At 73.8% G+C, this 13,784-nt stretch carries 15 protein-coding genes; 9 read left to right on the top strand and 6 right to left on the bottom strand.

Annotation, left to right across the window (positions count from 1 at the left end; translation table 11 throughout):
- Positions 1 to 44: 44 nt before the first annotated feature.
- Positions 45 to 989 (top strand): aldo/keto reductase, encoded by a 945-nt coding sequence (locus K7854_RS13505; protein WP_226026701.1) that lies wholly within the window; start codon positions 45 to 47, stop codon positions 987 to 989.
- A gap of 52 nt (positions 990 to 1,041) precedes the next feature.
- Here K7854_RS13505 and K7854_RS13510 read toward each other — a convergent pair whose 3' ends face one another.
- On the bottom strand, positions 1,042 to 1,602 hold the full coding sequence (locus K7854_RS13510; RefSeq protein ID WP_226026702.1) for a nitroreductase family deazaflavin-dependent oxidoreductase: 561 nt from the start codon (positions 1,600 to 1,602) through the stop codon (positions 1,042 to 1,044).
- Positions 1,603 to 1,763: 161 nt separating this feature from the next.
- Here K7854_RS13510 and K7854_RS13515 point away from each other — a divergent pair, with 161 nt between their 5' ends.
- Positions 1,764 to 2,294 (top strand): MarR family winged helix-turn-helix transcriptional regulator, encoded by a 531-nt coding sequence (locus tag K7854_RS13515; protein WP_226026703.1) that lies wholly within the window; start codon positions 1,764 to 1,766, stop codon positions 2,292 to 2,294.
- Between the two features lie 96 nt (positions 2,295 to 2,390).
- On the opposite strand, the gene K7854_RS13520 is transcribed toward K7854_RS13515, so the two are convergent.
- Positions 2,391 to 2,621, bottom strand: a complete 231-nt coding sequence (locus tag K7854_RS13520) for a hypothetical protein (RefSeq protein ID WP_226026704.1) — start codon at positions 2,619 to 2,621, stop codon at positions 2,391 to 2,393.
- A gap of 283 nt (positions 2,622 to 2,904) precedes the next feature.
- Between K7854_RS13520 and K7854_RS13525 the strand changes: the two genes are divergently transcribed.
- Both K7854_RS13525 and K7854_RS13530 read left to right on the top strand, forming a co-directional pair.
- Positions 2,905 to 3,882, top strand: coding sequence for a DUF6807 domain-containing protein (locus K7854_RS13525; RefSeq protein ID WP_226026705.1), 978 nt, complete (start codon positions 2,905 to 2,907; stop codon positions 3,880 to 3,882).
- A gap of 169 nt (positions 3,883 to 4,051) precedes the next feature.
- Positions 4,052 to 5,086: a homoserine dehydrogenase gene (locus K7854_RS13530; protein WP_226026706.1), complete on the top strand. Its 1,035-nt coding sequence runs from the start codon at positions 4,052 to 4,054 to the stop codon at positions 5,084 to 5,086.
- Positions 5,087 to 5,119: 33 nt separating this feature from the next.
- Here the strand turns inward: K7854_RS13530 and K7854_RS13535 are convergent, their stop codons facing one another.
- Positions 5,120 to 6,109, bottom strand: coding sequence for an NAD(P)-dependent alcohol dehydrogenase (locus K7854_RS13535; protein WP_226026707.1), 990 nt, complete (start codon positions 6,107 to 6,109; stop codon positions 5,120 to 5,122).
- Between the two features lie 338 nt (positions 6,110 to 6,447).
- Here K7854_RS13535 and K7854_RS13540 point away from each other — a divergent pair, with 338 nt between their 5' ends.
- Entirely contained in the window at positions 6,448 to 6,906 is a 459-nt protein-coding gene (locus K7854_RS13540) for a peptidoglycan-binding domain-containing protein (protein WP_226026708.1), read from the top strand.
- 39 nt (positions 6,907 to 6,945) lie between these two features.
- Here the strand turns inward: K7854_RS13540 and K7854_RS13545 are convergent, their stop codons facing one another.
- Both K7854_RS13545 and K7854_RS13550 read right to left on the bottom strand, forming a co-directional pair.
- Positions 6,946 to 7,827, bottom strand: coding sequence for a GNAT family N-acetyltransferase (locus K7854_RS13545; protein ID WP_226026709.1), 882 nt, complete (start codon positions 7,825 to 7,827; stop codon positions 6,946 to 6,948).
- Positions 7,828 to 7,900: 73 nt separating this feature from the next.
- The gene (locus K7854_RS13550; RefSeq protein ID WP_226026710.1) at positions 7,901 to 8,515 is read right to left on the bottom strand and encodes a dihydrofolate reductase family protein; all 615 of its coding nucleotides are present in this window, start codon (positions 8,513 to 8,515) and stop codon (positions 7,901 to 7,903) included.
- A 164-nt stretch (positions 8,516 to 8,679) separates the two neighbouring features.
- On the opposite strand from K7854_RS13550, the gene K7854_RS13555 reads away from it, so the two are divergent.
- The 3 genes from K7854_RS13555 to K7854_RS13565 all read left to right on the top strand — a co-directional run bounded on the left by K7854_RS13555 (position 8,680) and on the right by K7854_RS13565 (position 12,391).
- Complete coding sequence (locus tag K7854_RS13555; protein ID WP_226026711.1) at positions 8,680 to 10,902, top strand: bifunctional glycosyltransferase/CDP-glycerol:glycerophosphate glycerophosphotransferase; 2,223 nt, start codon at positions 8,680 to 8,682, stop codon at positions 10,900 to 10,902.
- A gap of 106 nt (positions 10,903 to 11,008) precedes the next feature.
- Positions 11,009 to 11,755 carry a DUF1838 family protein gene (locus tag K7854_RS13560; RefSeq protein WP_226026712.1) on the top strand — a complete coding sequence of 249 codons (747 nt, stop codon included), beginning with the start codon at positions 11,009 to 11,011 and terminating at the stop codon, positions 11,753 to 11,755.
- Positions 11,756 to 11,800: 45 nt separating this feature from the next.
- The gene (locus tag K7854_RS13565) at positions 11,801 to 12,391 is read left to right on the top strand and encodes a DUF998 domain-containing protein (protein ID WP_226026713.1); all 591 of its coding nucleotides are present in this window, start codon (positions 11,801 to 11,803) and stop codon (positions 12,389 to 12,391) included.
- A gap of 19 nt (positions 12,392 to 12,410) precedes the next feature.
- On the opposite strand, the gene K7854_RS13570 is transcribed toward K7854_RS13565, so the two are convergent.
- Positions 12,411 to 12,773, bottom strand: coding sequence for a hypothetical protein (locus tag K7854_RS13570; RefSeq protein ID WP_226026714.1), 363 nt, complete (start codon positions 12,771 to 12,773; stop codon positions 12,411 to 12,413).
- 110 nt (positions 12,774 to 12,883) lie between these two features.
- On the opposite strand from K7854_RS13570, the gene sigJ reads away from it, so the two are divergent.
- Positions 12,884 to 13,774 carry an RNA polymerase sigma factor SigJ gene (sigJ, locus tag K7854_RS13575; protein ID WP_226026715.1) on the top strand — a complete coding sequence of 297 codons (891 nt, stop codon included), beginning with the start codon at positions 12,884 to 12,886 and terminating at the stop codon, positions 13,772 to 13,774.
- Positions 13,775 to 13,784: the final 10 nt, after the last annotated feature.

Raw genomic sequence — 13,784 nt, forward strand, 5'->3', positions numbered from 1 at the left:
AGGCTCCTCCGTTTTTGCCATCTTCTCATGAGGGCGGACTTCCCATGACGTCACACGGCACCTCTCCTTCTCCCACGGCCGAGGGCGCTCCCCGCCCCGGCGGTGCGGGCACACTCGCGGGCCGCACGGTCTCCCGGATCGGGTACGGCGCGATGCAGCTCGAACGTCTGCGCACCGACCGCGGCGCCGCCGTCGCACTCGTGCGCCGCGCGGTGGAACTCGGCGTCGACCACTTCGACACCGCCCAGTTCTACGGCGACGGCTTCGTCAACGAGGTCCTCCGCGAGGCCCTGGGCGCCGCGGACGACGCCGTGGTCGTGACCAAGGTCGGCGCGACCCCCGACTCCGGCGGTCCCCTGCCCCTGCGGCTCGCGCAGCGGCCGGAGGAGCTGCGGGCCGACGTCGAGGACAATCTCCGCAGCCTGGGCACCGACCGCCTCGCGGTCGTCAATCTGCGCCGCGCCGACGCCGGCCCCGGACTCCGGGCCGAGGGCGATCAGCTGGTCGACCTCGACGACCAGCTCGCCGTGCTGACGGAGCTGCGGGACGAGGGCAAGATCGGCGCCATCGGGCTCAGCGCCGTCACCCTGGACACACTGCGCCGCGCCCTTCCGGTGGGCCTCGCCTGCGTACAGAACTCCTACAGCCTGGTCAGCCGCACGGACGAGGACATGCTCCGGCTGTGCACCGACGAGGGCATCGCCTGGGTGCCCTACTTCCCGCTCGGGGGCGCCTTCCCGGGCATGCCCAAGGTCGCCGACGAGAGCGCCGTCCACTCCGCGGCACGGGCGCTCGGCGCCACCCCGGCCCAGGTGGGGCTCGCCTGGCTGCTGCACCACGCCGCGAACGTGCTGCTCATCCCCGGCACGGCCGACCCCGGCCATCTGGAGGCGAACATCGCCGTCGGACGGATCGCCCTGGACGGCGCCGACATCGCCGCGCTCGACGCCGTGCCCAGCCGCTCCGCGGACCACGTGCGGCTCGGCTGACGAGGGCGTCGGGGAGGGCGGCCGGCCTTCCCGCGAAGGCTGGCGCGATCCCTCAGGTGTCCCGGCCGGGTGACGCCGGGCGCGAGTCGCCGCGGCCGGTGCGGCCGGCCCGGTCCCGCGGGGGTGCGTCGGATTCGAGGCGTACGAAGGGGATCGCGCGCCCGGCCCGGCGCAACGCCGTCGCGCTGCCGTCGGCGGGCAGGCGCATGAACGCGCACAGCCGGCGTGCGGTGCGCGGGTGTCGTGCCCCGTACTCCTCCATGAGCGCGGCACCCTCCTCCGGGGCGAGGAAGCGGGCGGTGACCGCGTGGTGCCGGTTCCCGAACTGCAGGACCGTCTTGGGCTGCTCGCGCAGGTTGCGGTACCAGTCGGCCCGCGGGCCGAAGCCGGACGCGACTGTCCAGGCGGGGGCGTCCGGTTCGTAGGCCACCACCTCCAGGGCGACCCGGCGGTCCAGCCCCGAGACCCGTCCCGTGTGGTGCAGCAGCAGCACCCGGCGGCCGAAGAGCGGACCGAGGCCGACGCGGAACAGGAGGATGGGCGCACGGGCGATCCTGCGGCGCCAGCCCGCGGGCAGGGGAGGGCGGCCGGTCCCCTTGTCCTCGTCCTGCATGGTCACCTCCCGGTGGTGGTACGACGTCGGCTCCGGCGTCGGCAAGTCGGGATCCGCCCGGTCCGCCGGACAGTGGTCCGCCGGATAGTGGACCTTTGAAGTTTTGCACAGACTAAAGGTTGGCCGAAGGCCCCGGCGCCCCGGCACGGTAGAAAGGAGTCATGACCGAGCACGAGAGCCCCGTTCAGACCACGGACGACGTGGACGCCGTCACCCGGGAGGTGCTGACCGCGTCGCGGCTGCTGGTCGCGGTGTCCGCGCGCTCGCTCGCCGAGGTCGAGGAGCGGGTGACGCTGCCGCAGTTCCGCATGCTGGTGGTGCTCACCCGGGGGACCACCAAACTGGTCACGCTCGCCGAGCAGTTGCAGGTGGCGCCGAGCACGGCGATGCGGATGGTCGACCGGCTGATCGCGGCGGGCCTGGCCGTCCGGCAGCTCAACCCCCGCAACCGGCGGGAGACGCTGCTGCAGCTCACGGAGGAAGGGCGCCGCACGGTCGAGCACGTCACGGCCCGCCGGCGCTCCGAGATCGCCGGGATCGTCGAAATGCTCACCCCGGCCCAGAGGGTGGCGCTCGTGGAGGCCCTTGCCGCCTTCAACCACGCGGGGGCCGAGCCGCCGGCCCCCGCCTCGGACCTGGTCCGGCCCCGTCCGCCGGGGTGGTCCGACTTCCCGGCGGCCCAGGACGTCTGACCCGGGCGGCTCCCGTTCGGGACGGTGAGCGGTGTCGGGCGGACGGAGGGGCGCGGGAGGGCCGTGGAAGGGGTGCGGAAGGGGCGTGGGAGGGGCTCAGTCCATCGGGGCGGGTGGCCGGATCGCCCGCTCCACGGCCCGTTCCACCTCACGGCGCGGCACGCCCTGCTCCTCGGCGTATTCGGTGACGGCCCGGACCAGGGCGGCCGTGGCGTCCGACCAGACCGCCAGGGCGACCGTGGCGTTCTGGCCTGCGTTGTTGCGGTAGCGGTTGTCAGCCGCCTCGACGGCTCGCTGGAGTTCGATGAGGCGTCTCGGGATGTCCATGATGACGAGCCTAGGGGCGATGATCATGGATTTCAGTGCCCGGCCGAGCGCGGTCGCCCCCAGCGGGGGCAGTCGTCCTTGCCCCCGCCGTTGCCCGTCGTACCTCAGGCGAGCAGGGTGGCCTCGGCCCGCACGTCGCGGCGGAGTGTTGACCTTGCGGACGCCCGCCGGTTAGAACGTGGGAACACCGCGATAGCAAGCGGTTGCTGAGCCGGATCCGCAACGGTCGCTCCCACGCCCGGGGTTGGGCGCCGGCCGCCCGCTGCGAGGAAGAGGACCACGCATGACGCTCTCACTGACCCACGTCCACGGAGACCGCATCACCGTGGCCCACGGGACGGCCGGAACCGAGCTGCTCTCCTACGTGTACCGCCCCGAGGCCGACTGGGAGGCGCCCAAGCCGTACCTCCACCCGATCAGGACCCTGTCGGGCGCAGTGGTCACGGACTACCGGCCCAACGACCACCGCTGGCACAAGGGGCTCCAGCTGACCGCCTCCCACCTGTCCGGACAGAACCTGTGGGGCGGCAACACCTATGTGCACGGCGAGGGTTACCTCGCGCTGCCGGAACGGGTCGGCTCGATGGCCCACGTGGCCTTCGAGGAGGTCGGCGCGGACGGGGACCGCGCCGTCGTCGCCGAGCGGCTGACCTGGCACCCGCACGGCGGCGAGCTGTGGGCCGAGGAGGAGCGCCGCATCGAGGTCCGCGACGTCGACCCGGACACCGGCAGCTGGACGCTCACCTGGACGTCGGCGGTCACCAACCGGCGCGCCGAACCCCTGAGGTTCGGCAGCCCCACCACCCACGGACGCCCCGCCGCCGGATACACCGGACTGTTCTGGCGCGGCCCCCGCGCCTTCCGCGGCGGCCGCGTCTTCACCGCGGAGTCACCGCAGCCGCCGGAGTCGGCCGGAGCGGCCAGGGCCGCCGGTTCCGGCGAGTCCTGCGAGGCCGGCCTGATGGGCTCGCAAGCCCCCTGGCTGGCCTACGTCGGCGAGCACGACGGACGCGACGGCCACGCCACCCTCGTCTTCGAACACGCCCCCGGCAACGACCACTTGGGCGAGAAGGGCGCCCACCCGGCGCACTGGTTCGTGCGCAGCGACCCCTTCGCCGCGGTCGCACCGTCCTGGGCGTTCCACGAGGAACTGGTCCTGCCGCCCGGCGAAACCCTCTCCCGCGCCTACCGCGTGGTCGTCGCCGACGGCGCCTGGGACCGCGCCCGGGTCGCCTCCCACCTGGCGGAACTCGCGTGGTGAGCCCGACGTACGGCGGCTTCCCGGCGGGCCTGCGTTCCACGGGGGAGCGGGCGGACCCGGCCGCGGACCGCGGTAGTCGACACCACCTCCCCACGACGGCCGGCGACCTGGTACGGACGCCCCGCTGACGGCCCGCGCACGGCCGGTGGTGTGAGAAGATCCCGGACCCATGAGTGAAGCGACACGAGCGACGGACGCGACGGACGCGACACCGACCGACGTGGTCCTCGCCGGGTACGGCCCGGTCGGGCAGGCCTACGCCGAGCGGCTGGCCCGGGACGGTGCGGCGCTCGCACGGCGTCACGGCGTACGGCCGCGGGTGGCCGCCGTCCGTGCGAGCGCGGCCCAGTGCCTGCCGGACGCGGACGGGGCGCCGCCGCCGCGCTCGGAATGGGGCCCCGCACGGCCCCTGGACGAGACCTTGGACCGCACCGGCGCGCAGGTGTTCGTGCAGGCCGTCCCGTCCTCGCCGGAACTGCGCGAGCGCGCCGCGCAGGAGGCGGTGACCGCACTGCGCCGGGGCGTCCACGTGGTGACGGCCACCAAGAGCCACCTGCTCACGCACTGGCGGGAACTCGACGCCGCCGCCCGGGCGGGCGGCAGCATGATCAGGATCTCCGGGGCCACCGGGGCGGCCCTCCCGGCGGGCGACCTGTCGCGGACCTCCCTGCGCGGCCTGGACTGCCGCACCATCCGCGCCTGCCCCAACGGCACCGTCACCTTCGTACTCGACCGCCTCGCCGACGGCGACACGCTCAGCGACGCGATCCGGGCCGCACGGCTCAGGGGCATCGCCGAGGCGGACCCTTCGGCGGACCTGTCGGGCGCGGACGCCGCCACCAAGGTGCGCCTGCTGGCCGCGCTGGCCTGGGGCTGGGACCCGGCCGAGGTGCGGGTGCGGGCGCAGCCGGTCGACGGGAGCACCCGCGGCCGGGCCCTGGACGCGGCGTCCAGGGCCCGTCGGCTGCGGGCGGTCGCCGCCGCGTCGGTGGCCGAGCCCGGCGTCGTGCGGGTACGGCTGGAGGAGACGGCGCCGGGGGACCCGCTGCACGCCCTGACCGGGCCGGAGAAGGCCGTGGTCTTCGGCTGTCCGGACGCGGGCGACGTGACCGTGAGCGGCGGACGGTCGAGCCCGGTGGGCGCGGCGCTGGCCCTGGTGCGGGACACCGTCGAGGTCACGGCCCCGCGCACGGGCTTTCACTGACCACACGGGTGGGCGGCCGCCCGCGCGGGAGGCTCACGACACGGTGATCACGGTCTTGCCGCAGGCGTGGCCCTCCTCGACGTGCCGCACCGCCTCCGCCGTGCCGGCCAGGGCGAAGGTCCGGCCGACCACGGGAGTGAGCTGTCCGGCCTCGACGAGCGAGGTGACGGCGAGCAGGTCCTCGCGGGCCGGTCCGTCCGGCGTCGCGGGCATGATCGGACGCAGCCGCTGCCGGGTGACCGCGTTGACCGCCGCCAGTTCCAGCATGGCGCCGATCGCCCCGAACACCCGGCCGGGGGAGCCGCCCCCGTTGGCCACCAGGACACCCGCCGGGGCCAGCGCCCGGCGCAGCCGGCCCAGCGGGTGGTTGCCCACGTTGTCCAGGATCACGTCGTAGCGCTCGCGTTGGCGGGTGAAGTCCTCGCGGGCGTAGTCCAGGACGTGGGCCGCGCCCAGCGAACGCACCAGGTCGGTGTTCCCGGCGCTGCACACCCCGGTGACCTCCGCGTCCAGGACCGCGGCGATCTGCACCGCGAAGGTGCCCACCCCGCCGCCCGCCCCGTTGACCAGCACCCGCTGCCCGGACCGCACGCGCCCGACGGTCCGGATGCCGCGCAGCGCGGTCACCGCGGCCATCGGCAGTGCCGCGGCCTGCTCGAAGGTCAGGTCCGCGGGCACGGGCACCAGCAACGGTGCCACGGTGCAGGCGAACTCGGCGAAGGCACCCGGGCAGAAGCCCAGGACCCGATCGCCGGGGGAGAGCCCCCGCACGCCCGCACCGACCCGCTCCACCACCCCCGCCGCGTCGATGCCGGCCACCCGGGACTTGGGCCGGGTCAGCCCCATGCCCCCCAACAGCCGTGCCGCGTACGGGTCTCCGCGCAGCATGTGCCAGTCGTAGGGGTTCACCGCGGCGGCGTGCACCCGCACCAGTACCTGCCCGGCCCCGGCGGAAGGCTCGTCGACGTCCCGCAGCCGCAGACTGTCCGGGGGGCCGAACCGCTCCTGGACCACTGCCTTCATCGCCCTGCCACCATCCCCTCGGGTGCCCTCGGGACCGATCGCGGGTCGCGCGGTGAGGGCACCGTAGGGGTACCGCCCACCGTCGTCAATGGCCCGACGGGACGGCCCGGTTCACGGGCGGCCCGGTACGGCGTCCCGGGCGTCCCACGGCGTCCCGCGGTGTCGACATCCGGTCCGGCGAACCCGCAGGCCGGGCGCGGGACGTCCCCGTCCCCCGCCAGGTCGGCGGCAGAGCTGGCGGGACGCACCGGCCCGCCCCCATCGTCGTGGGTGCCGCCCGGTACGGACGGCGCAAGTCAGGCATCCGGCACCACGACCCACAGGGGGAAGCCGTGCGAATGAACACGATGACCAGGACGCTCGTGAGCCTCACCGCCGCCGCCGGTGTCGCGGCCGGCGGACTCGCGGGCGCCGCGACCGCCACCGCTCAGCCCGCCCGCTCCGCACCGGCCGCCGTGAGCACCAGGGACGCCGCTGCGCTGGCGGTGAACAACCTCGGCCTGAGCACGACGCAGGCCAGGTACGTGCAGTGCTGGATCAAGGCCAAGTGGAACTACAAGGGCGCCCTGGACGGGCAACTCGGCACGCAGAGCTGGAAGTCCCTGCAGCGCTGGCTCAAGACGCACTGGGGCTACAAGGACGACATCGACGGCATCGTCGGCAAGAACACCGTCAGCGCCCTGCAGCGCGACCTGAAGAAGTACCACGGCTACCAGGGCAAGATCGACGGCATCGCCGGAGCGAAGACCAAGGCCGCCTTCAAGGACTTCGCGGCCGACTCCAAGCCGTACTGCTGAACGGAGCGGCAGCGGTGACCGCCCACGCCGGCCGGGTGCCTACGGGTGCCGGCCGGCGTGGGTGAAGTCGTAGGCGCAGAAGTCGGCGAGCGGGACGTATCCGAGGCGCCGGTAGAGGGCGTTGCTGGTGCGGTTGGCGGGGTCGGTGAACAGCACGACCTCCGTCGCGCCCGCGGCCAGCGCGGCCCGGCTCACCTCGACCGTCACGGCGGCCGCGTAGCCGTGGCCGCGCCGCGGCGCCGGGGTGTAAACGGGGTCGATCCGGACCTGGCCGCCGACCAGCGGGTTCGCGCCCGCCATGGAGACGGGCGTGCCGTCCGGGGTCTCCCAGAAGGTGTAGCGCTTCTCGGCGAAGCGCGTACCGGCCCAGGTCCCGGCGTCGACGGTCACCACCTCGCCGACGTCCGCGGCGAACTCCCGGCACCAGCGCACGAGTTGCTCGTGGTCCCGCTCGCCCGCGATCCGGCACCCGCCCGCCGGCGGACGCGGCGGCGGGGTGAGCGTGCCGAGCCGGTGCAGACGGGCGCCCCAACCGCGCACGGGGGCGGCGCCGGTGTGCCGCCGCCAGGCGCCGGCGAAGGCGGTGGCGGTCGCGTCGTCGGAGAGCACGCCCGAGGGGCGCCGGCCGAGACCGACCAGATGGGTGGCGAGGGAGTCGGCCTGCCCGGGGGAGAGGGCGGTGAGGGTCAGCCGGCCGGTCGGCGGGCGCAGGAGGGCGGCGCGGACCTCGCCGTCCTCCACCAGCCACCCGAAGCCGGTGGCGCCCGCTCCGGAGGCGGTGGCCCCTGCGCCCTGTGTGCGCAGCTTCTGGACCGCCGTCAGGGGCGTGGTGTGCACGGCGGGGCGCGAGCACAGGAAGTCCCAGGCCCCGGCCAGGAAGTCGTCGAGGTCTTCGGTGAGGTGCCAGCCGTCCGGTCGCATGCCTCATGATCTCCGAAACCGCCCGGCGGCGGGGGCGTTCGTCAAGACGTCCGGCACCGGACCCGGCAGTACGTCAGAGGACGTCGTAGAGCAGATGTGTGGCGTTCGGGGTGGGGTGCGCGCTCCGCCGGGACAGGGTGTGCGGTGTCCCGCCGGTGAACAGCGGTGTGCCGGAGCCCAGCAGGACGGGCGCCAGGTGCAGGGACAGCACGTCGACCAGCCCGGCGTCGAGCGCCGAGCCGATCAGGGCGCCACCGCCCATGAGGACGACGTCGAGGTCCCCGCCGCGGTCCGCCGAAGCCGCCTCGGCACGCTCGCGCGCCGCCGTCACGGCGTCGGAGAGCCCGGTCGTGACGAAGGTCCAGTCGAGGCCGGTGAGCCGCACCGAGGCCGGGGGCGAACTCGTCACGACGACGAACGGGGGCCGGCCGACCTCCGCGGCGCCGTAGCCGACGGTGTCGTCCCAGCCGCCCGGCCCGTCGACCAGGTCGAAGAGGCGGCGGCCGAGGACGACGGCGCCCGAGCGGGCGGTCGTCTCCCGCACGATCCGGCGCTCCTCCGGGTCGTCCGAGAACGCCCAGGTGTGCAGGGCCTCGCCGCCGGTGCCCAGGCCGTTGCCCGGGCCGGGATCGGGCCCGGTGACACAGCCGTCCAGGGAGACCGAGATGTCCGCGATGATCCGAGTCATACAGGGTGGACCCGGCGGGGCGTCCGAACTCATCGCTCCCGGACGCGGCGGATGGCGGTTCCGTACTTCCCGAGACCTTCACAGCCCATGTACAACGATTCACAAGCTTCGCTTGTCTCCCTGTCCGGTCACGGTTCACCCACGCTTCACCTGGAGTGGTGCGCATGCCTCGGTTCAGCATCGTCGTCCCCGTGTTCAAGGTGCAGGGATACCTGCGCGAATGTCTGGACTCGGTGCTCGGCCAGTCGTACCGGGACCTCGAGGTGATCGCCGTCGACGACTGCTCACCGGACTCCTGCGGCGCCATCATCGACGAGTACGCCGCCCGCGACGCCCGCGTCCAGGCCGTGCACCTCCCGGAGAACGTCGGTCTCGGGCGGGCGCGCAACGCGGGGCTCCGGCACGCGCGGGGCGACTACGTCCTCTTCCTCGACAGCGACGACTCCTACACCCCCGGCCTGCTGGAGGCGCTGGCCGCCCGACTGGACGCCGTCGGGGACCTGGACATCCTGGTCTTCGACCACGTGCGCACCTACTGGTCGGGCAGGGGCGGCCGCAGCCAGGCCGCGGACCTGTTCGAACGGGCGGGCACCGACGTCTTCCGCCTCGAGGAGCGGCCCGAGTACATGCGGCTGTTCCTGGTGGCCTGGAACAAGGCGTTCCGCCGCGAATTCTTCGTCGGACAGGGCTTCCAGTACGCCCCCGGTCTGTACGAGGACGCGCCCGTCACCCACATGGCGATGGTCACGGCCGAGCGCATCGGCTGTCTGAACCGGGTCGGCGTCGAGTACCGCCAGCGCCGCCAGGGCGCGATCACGAAGACGCCGGGGCGCAGGCACTTCGACATCTTCCAGCAGTACGAGGGCCTGTTCGCGTTCCTCGCGCAGCGGCCCGAGCTGGCCTGGGCCACACCCATGCTGTTCGAGCGGGCCGTGTTCCACATGCTGTTCGCGCTCAAGCGCCCCGAGCGGGTGCGGGCCGCCGACCGCAGGGAGTTCTTCGACCGCATCGCCGACTTCTACGCGCGGTACGTCCCGGCCGGCTTCACCCTGCCCGAGGGCCCGACCGGGGTGTACATGCGGACCGTGGCCAAACGGCTCTACGGCGCCTACCAGGCCGCCCAGTTCGCCGCGCGCGCCAGGAAGGCGGGGCCGGCCAAGGTCGCCAGGGCCAGGACCCGGGCCGGCAAGCGCGCCTACGCCGGGCTGTACACCCTGCACCGCAGCCGCGCCACGGACCCCCACCTCGCCGTCTACACCGCGTACTGGGACCGGCTGCCGTCCTGCAACCCGCTCGCGGTCTTCGAGAAGGCCAGGGAACTCGCCCCGCAGGTGCACGGCGTCTGGGTGGTGCGCAAGGAACTGGCCGGCCGGGTCCCCGACGGCATCGACCACGTGGTGCGCGACTCGCGCCGCTACTGGGAGGTGATGGCCCGCGCTCGGTACTTCGTCAACAACGTCAACTTCCCGGACCACATCGTCAAGCGCCCCGGGCAGCTCCACCTCCAGACCCATCACGGCACCCCGCTCAAGCGCATGGGTCTGGACCAGCGTGCCTATCCGGCGGCCGCCAGGGGCATGGACTTCGACCGCCTCCTCGAACGCGTGGACCGCTGGGACCTCAGCGTCTCCGCCAACCAGCACTCCACCAGGCAGTGGGAGCGCGCCTACCCCGGCTCCTACGAGTCCCTGGACGCGGGCTACCCGCGCAACGACCGCTACTACGGCGCAAACGCCGAGGACGTCGCCGCCGTCCGCGCCCGGCTCGGCATAGCCCCGGGGAAGACCGCCCTGCTGTACGCCCCGACCCACCGCGACTACCGGGCGGCCTGGACACCGTCCTTCGACCCGGCCCGGGTGGCCAGGGCCCTGGGGGACGACTTCGTCCTGCTGGTCCGCACCCACTACTTCGACGAGCTGAGCCCGGAGCTGAACGACCTCGCCGCACGGGGCGCCGTCCTCGACGTCTCCCGCCACCCCTCGGTCGAGGACCTCTGCCTGGCGGCGGACGCGCTCCTCGCCGACTACTCGTCCCTCACCTTCGACTACGCCAACCTCGACCGGCCCATCGTCATCTACGCCGACGACTGGGAGATCTACTCCCAGGTCCGCGGCGTCACCTTCGACCTGCTCTCGGGCCGCCCCGGCGACACTCCGGGGGCGGTCGCCACCACCGAGGACGAACTCGTCGACACCTTCCGCAGCGGCCGCTGGCGCGGTCCCGAGGCCGCCGCCCTGCGCGCCGCCTTCCGGACGCGCTTTTGCCAGTACGACGACGGCCACGCCGCCGAGCGGGTGGTGCGCCGCTTCTTCCTCGGCCAGGACGCGGGTCCGGCGATCGTCCCGCTGGAGCACCGCACCCCGGCGCCGTCACCGGCCCTCGGCTGACCGGGAGGCGTGCGCCGGTGCCCCGGAACGCAAGCTTCCGGCCGTTTCCGGGGCGGGACGTGTCGTTTCCCGCCCGGCACGGGTGACGGTCGCGCAGAGTACGTCCATGACGACACCCGCGCAGTCGCTCCGCTCCCTGGCCCGCACCCGTGCCTCGCTCGACGGTGAGGAAGTCACGTACTGGTGGTCCGGAAACGTGTACGCGTGGGCTCCCGACGAGCCCTACGAGCACGTCTTCGGCTTCGAGGGGGTCAACGTCGCCCGCCTGGCCCAGGACGCCGAGGACGGACCGGACGCCTACCGGCTGCTCACCCGGGAGGCCGCCTTCTACCTGGACCCCGTCACCCGCGAGATCCTGGACACCTGGCGGGACCTGCCGGTGGTGCACGTCTGGAACGACCCGGCCAACCAGAAGTGGCGCCGCTTCCCGGTGCCGACCACCGACCTCGGTGCCCAGGTCTGCTTCAGCCTGGAGATCCCGCTCGCCTACCCCTCGCCCCTGCCCGTGGCCCAGTACGCCTCCCACTCGGCCGGTGACACGTACCGGGCCCTGGAACTCTTCCAGTTCTTCGCCCACCGGGCGGATCTGGCAGGCCCCGCCCCCAGCGTCCCGGCGACCATGTCGTGGACCCGGATGTCCCCGTGGCTCCCGTGGATGGCCCGCGGCACGCGGCCCGGCGGGCTCACCTTCCACTGCCGGGGCCGCAAGCTCGGGTCGTACGCCGAGGTGCCCGAGCGCACCCGCGCCTACATCGCCGACCACCACCCGCGGTTCGCGCGGGCGCCGGAAGAGTGGAGCGAGCCGAACGAGACGAGCTGGACGTACTTCCGCACCCTCAACCCGCCCGTGTGAGGACCATGAGCGCGGAGCCGCACGAGGGCGCTTTATGGTTGGCTGATGCGATTTGTTCCCCGGTGGGTCCTGCTGTCGTCGGGATGCGCGCCCGTGCTGCTGATCGCAGGCTGGACCGCCGCCGCGCATGCCGAAGGGTCCTCCTACGACCCCGTCACCCAGACGATCAGCGTCCTGGGGTCCTACGGAGCCGCCGGGTTCTGGGTGATGACGACGGCCTTCCTGGCGCTGGGCGTCTGCCACCTGCTGACCGCGTGGGGGCTGCGGGCCGCCGCCACCGCCGGGCGCGTGGCGCTGGGCGGTGGCGGACTGGCGGCGCTGGCCCTGGTGGCCCTTCCCGCGCCGAGCAGCGGAGGCTCCCTGCGTCACGGCGCGGTGGTGGTGGTCGGGTTCACCCTGCTGGCGGTGTGGCCGGTGCTGGCCGTCAACGGGGGTCCGGCCGCTCCCTGGGCGCTGCGTCTCGCGCCGTCGATCGGGGTGACGACCCTGATGGCCGCCGGCGGGGTGTGGTTCCTGATCGAGATGCGGCGCCACGGTGACGCGGGCGTCGCCGAACGCGTCGTGACCTCGCTCCAGTCGCTGTGGCCCTTCGTGGTGGCCGCCTCCTGCCTCCGCCACGCCCGGCAACAGGCGTGACCCCGTGGCGCGGTGGAGTTCAGCGCCGTGCCAGTGCCAGCACGCTCAGCCCGAACATCAGCACGCCCAGGGGGACATGGACCGACGGGACGTGCGCGATGCCGAGCACGACCTGGGCCGAGGCGAGGACCAGGAAGCCGCAGGCGTGCCGGACGGGCCGCAGCGGACCGCCGCCCGGCTTCCAGGCCAGCACCGCCGCGAGCACGTACAGCATCGACGCCCCGTACATCACCCGGGCTCCGACGCTGTGCAGCGTCTCCCCGTAGGAGGCGGTCAGCAGCAGTCCGGCGGAGACCGCCTGGAGGAGGATGGTCAGTGTCTGCAGGGTGATCGCGATGTGCAGGAAGGAGGTCCGGCGTCGCGCCGTCACCTGGGTTGCCATGCCGCGGTCCTCTTTTCCGCCCCGGGGGCAGTGGATCGGTAAGGTCTCACCCACCCGACGAAACAGGTCGGCGAAAGGTAAGGCCGAGGACTGAGCGGGGGCGGTCGGGCATGGGGACGGCTGGGGCGAGGACCGGCGCGACGGACGCAGAACGGCGCCGACTGATCAACGTCGCCCACCGGTTGCTCGGTTCGCCGGCCGAGGCCGAGGACGCCGTGCAGGAGGCCTACGCGCGCTGGTACGCGCTGCCGAGCGGCAGGCGGGCGGAGATCGGGTCCCCGGGTGCCTGGCTGACGACCGTGACCTGCCGCGTCTGCCTGGACGTGCTCGGCTCGGCGCGGGCCCGGCGCGAGCGCTACGTCGGTGCGTGGCTGCCCGATCCGCTGCCCGCCCGGGCCGAGCGGGACGGGATCGGCAGCGACCCCGCCGACCAACTGGTCCTGGACGAGTCGGTGACCATGGCCTTCCTCGTGGTCCTGGAGTCGATGACCCCCGCCGAGCGGGTGGCCTTCGTCCTCCACGACGTCTTCCGCTACCCCTTCGCCGAGATCGCGGGCATCCTCCGGCGGACCCCTGCGGCCTGCAAGCAGCTCGCCGCCTCGGGCCGGCGCCGGGTGCGCGACGCGGGGACCCGGGAGACCCCCGGCGTGCAGGCCGAGGTGGTGCGGCAGGTCAAGGCGGCGTGGGAGACGAAGGACATCGCCGCCCTGGTCGACCTGCTCGACCCGGCCGCCGTCATGACCGCCGACGGCGGCGGCCGGGCGGGCACGGTCCTGCGCCCGGTCGAGGGCGGGACCCGCATCGCCCGGTACATGGTCGCGATCGCCGAGCAGGCGCCGGGCCTGGAACTCCTGGAGCGCTCGGTCAACGGCGCCCCGGGGCTGGTGGCCCGGCGTGACGGCGTCGTCGTGACCGTGGCCGCCTTCGGCCTCGCCGAAGGCCGCGTCAGCCGTATCTGGGTCGTCCGCAACCCCGAGAAGCTGCGGCCGTGGGTAGGCTGAACCGGGTCGC

It is taken from the genome of Streptomyces hyderabadensis (assembly GCF_020404845.1).
Classification (GTDB): Bacteria; Actinomycetota; Actinomycetes; order Streptomycetales; family Streptomycetaceae; genus Streptomyces; species Streptomyces hyderabadensis.

Excerpts from the sequence above, each read along its gene's own strand:
- K7854_RS13505 (WP_226026701.1), top strand. The coding sequence starts at position 45 with ATGACGTCACACGGCACCTCTCCTTCTCCCACGGCCGAGGGCGCTCCC.
- K7854_RS13510 (WP_226026702.1), bottom strand. The coding sequence starts at position 1,602 with ATGCAGGACGAGGACAAGGGGACCGGCCGCCCTCCCCTGCCCGCGGGC.
- K7854_RS13515 (WP_226026703.1), top strand. The coding sequence starts at position 1,764 with ATGACCGAGCACGAGAGCCCCGTTCAGACCACGGACGACGTGGACGCC.
- K7854_RS13520 (WP_226026704.1), bottom strand. The coding sequence starts at position 2,621 with ATGGACATCCCGAGACGCCTCATCGAACTCCAGCGAGCCGTCGAGGCG.
- K7854_RS13525 (WP_226026705.1), top strand. The coding sequence starts at position 2,905 with ATGACGCTCTCACTGACCCACGTCCACGGAGACCGCATCACCGTGGCC.
- K7854_RS13530 (WP_226026706.1), top strand. The coding sequence starts at position 4,052 with ATGAGTGAAGCGACACGAGCGACGGACGCGACGGACGCGACACCGACC.
- K7854_RS13535 (WP_226026707.1), bottom strand. The coding sequence starts at position 6,109 with ATGAAGGCAGTGGTCCAGGAGCGGTTCGGCCCCCCGGACAGTCTGCGG.
- K7854_RS13540 (WP_226026708.1), top strand. The coding sequence starts at position 6,448 with ATGAACACGATGACCAGGACGCTCGTGAGCCTCACCGCCGCCGCCGGT.
- K7854_RS13545 (WP_226026709.1), bottom strand. The coding sequence starts at position 7,827 with ATGCGACCGGACGGCTGGCACCTCACCGAAGACCTCGACGACTTCCTG.
- K7854_RS13550 (WP_226026710.1), bottom strand. The coding sequence starts at position 8,515 with ATGACTCGGATCATCGCGGACATCTCGGTCTCCCTGGACGGCTGTGTC.
- K7854_RS13555 (WP_226026711.1), top strand. The coding sequence starts at position 8,680 with ATGCCTCGGTTCAGCATCGTCGTCCCCGTGTTCAAGGTGCAGGGATAC.
- K7854_RS13560 (WP_226026712.1), top strand. The coding sequence starts at position 11,009 with ATGACGACACCCGCGCAGTCGCTCCGCTCCCTGGCCCGCACCCGTGCC.
- K7854_RS13565 (WP_226026713.1), top strand. The coding sequence starts at position 11,801 with ATGCGATTTGTTCCCCGGTGGGTCCTGCTGTCGTCGGGATGCGCGCCC.
- K7854_RS13570 (WP_226026714.1), bottom strand. The coding sequence starts at position 12,773 with ATGGCAACCCAGGTGACGGCGCGACGCCGGACCTCCTTCCTGCACATC.
- sigJ (WP_226026715.1), top strand. The coding sequence starts at position 12,884 with ATGGGGACGGCTGGGGCGAGGACCGGCGCGACGGACGCAGAACGGCGC.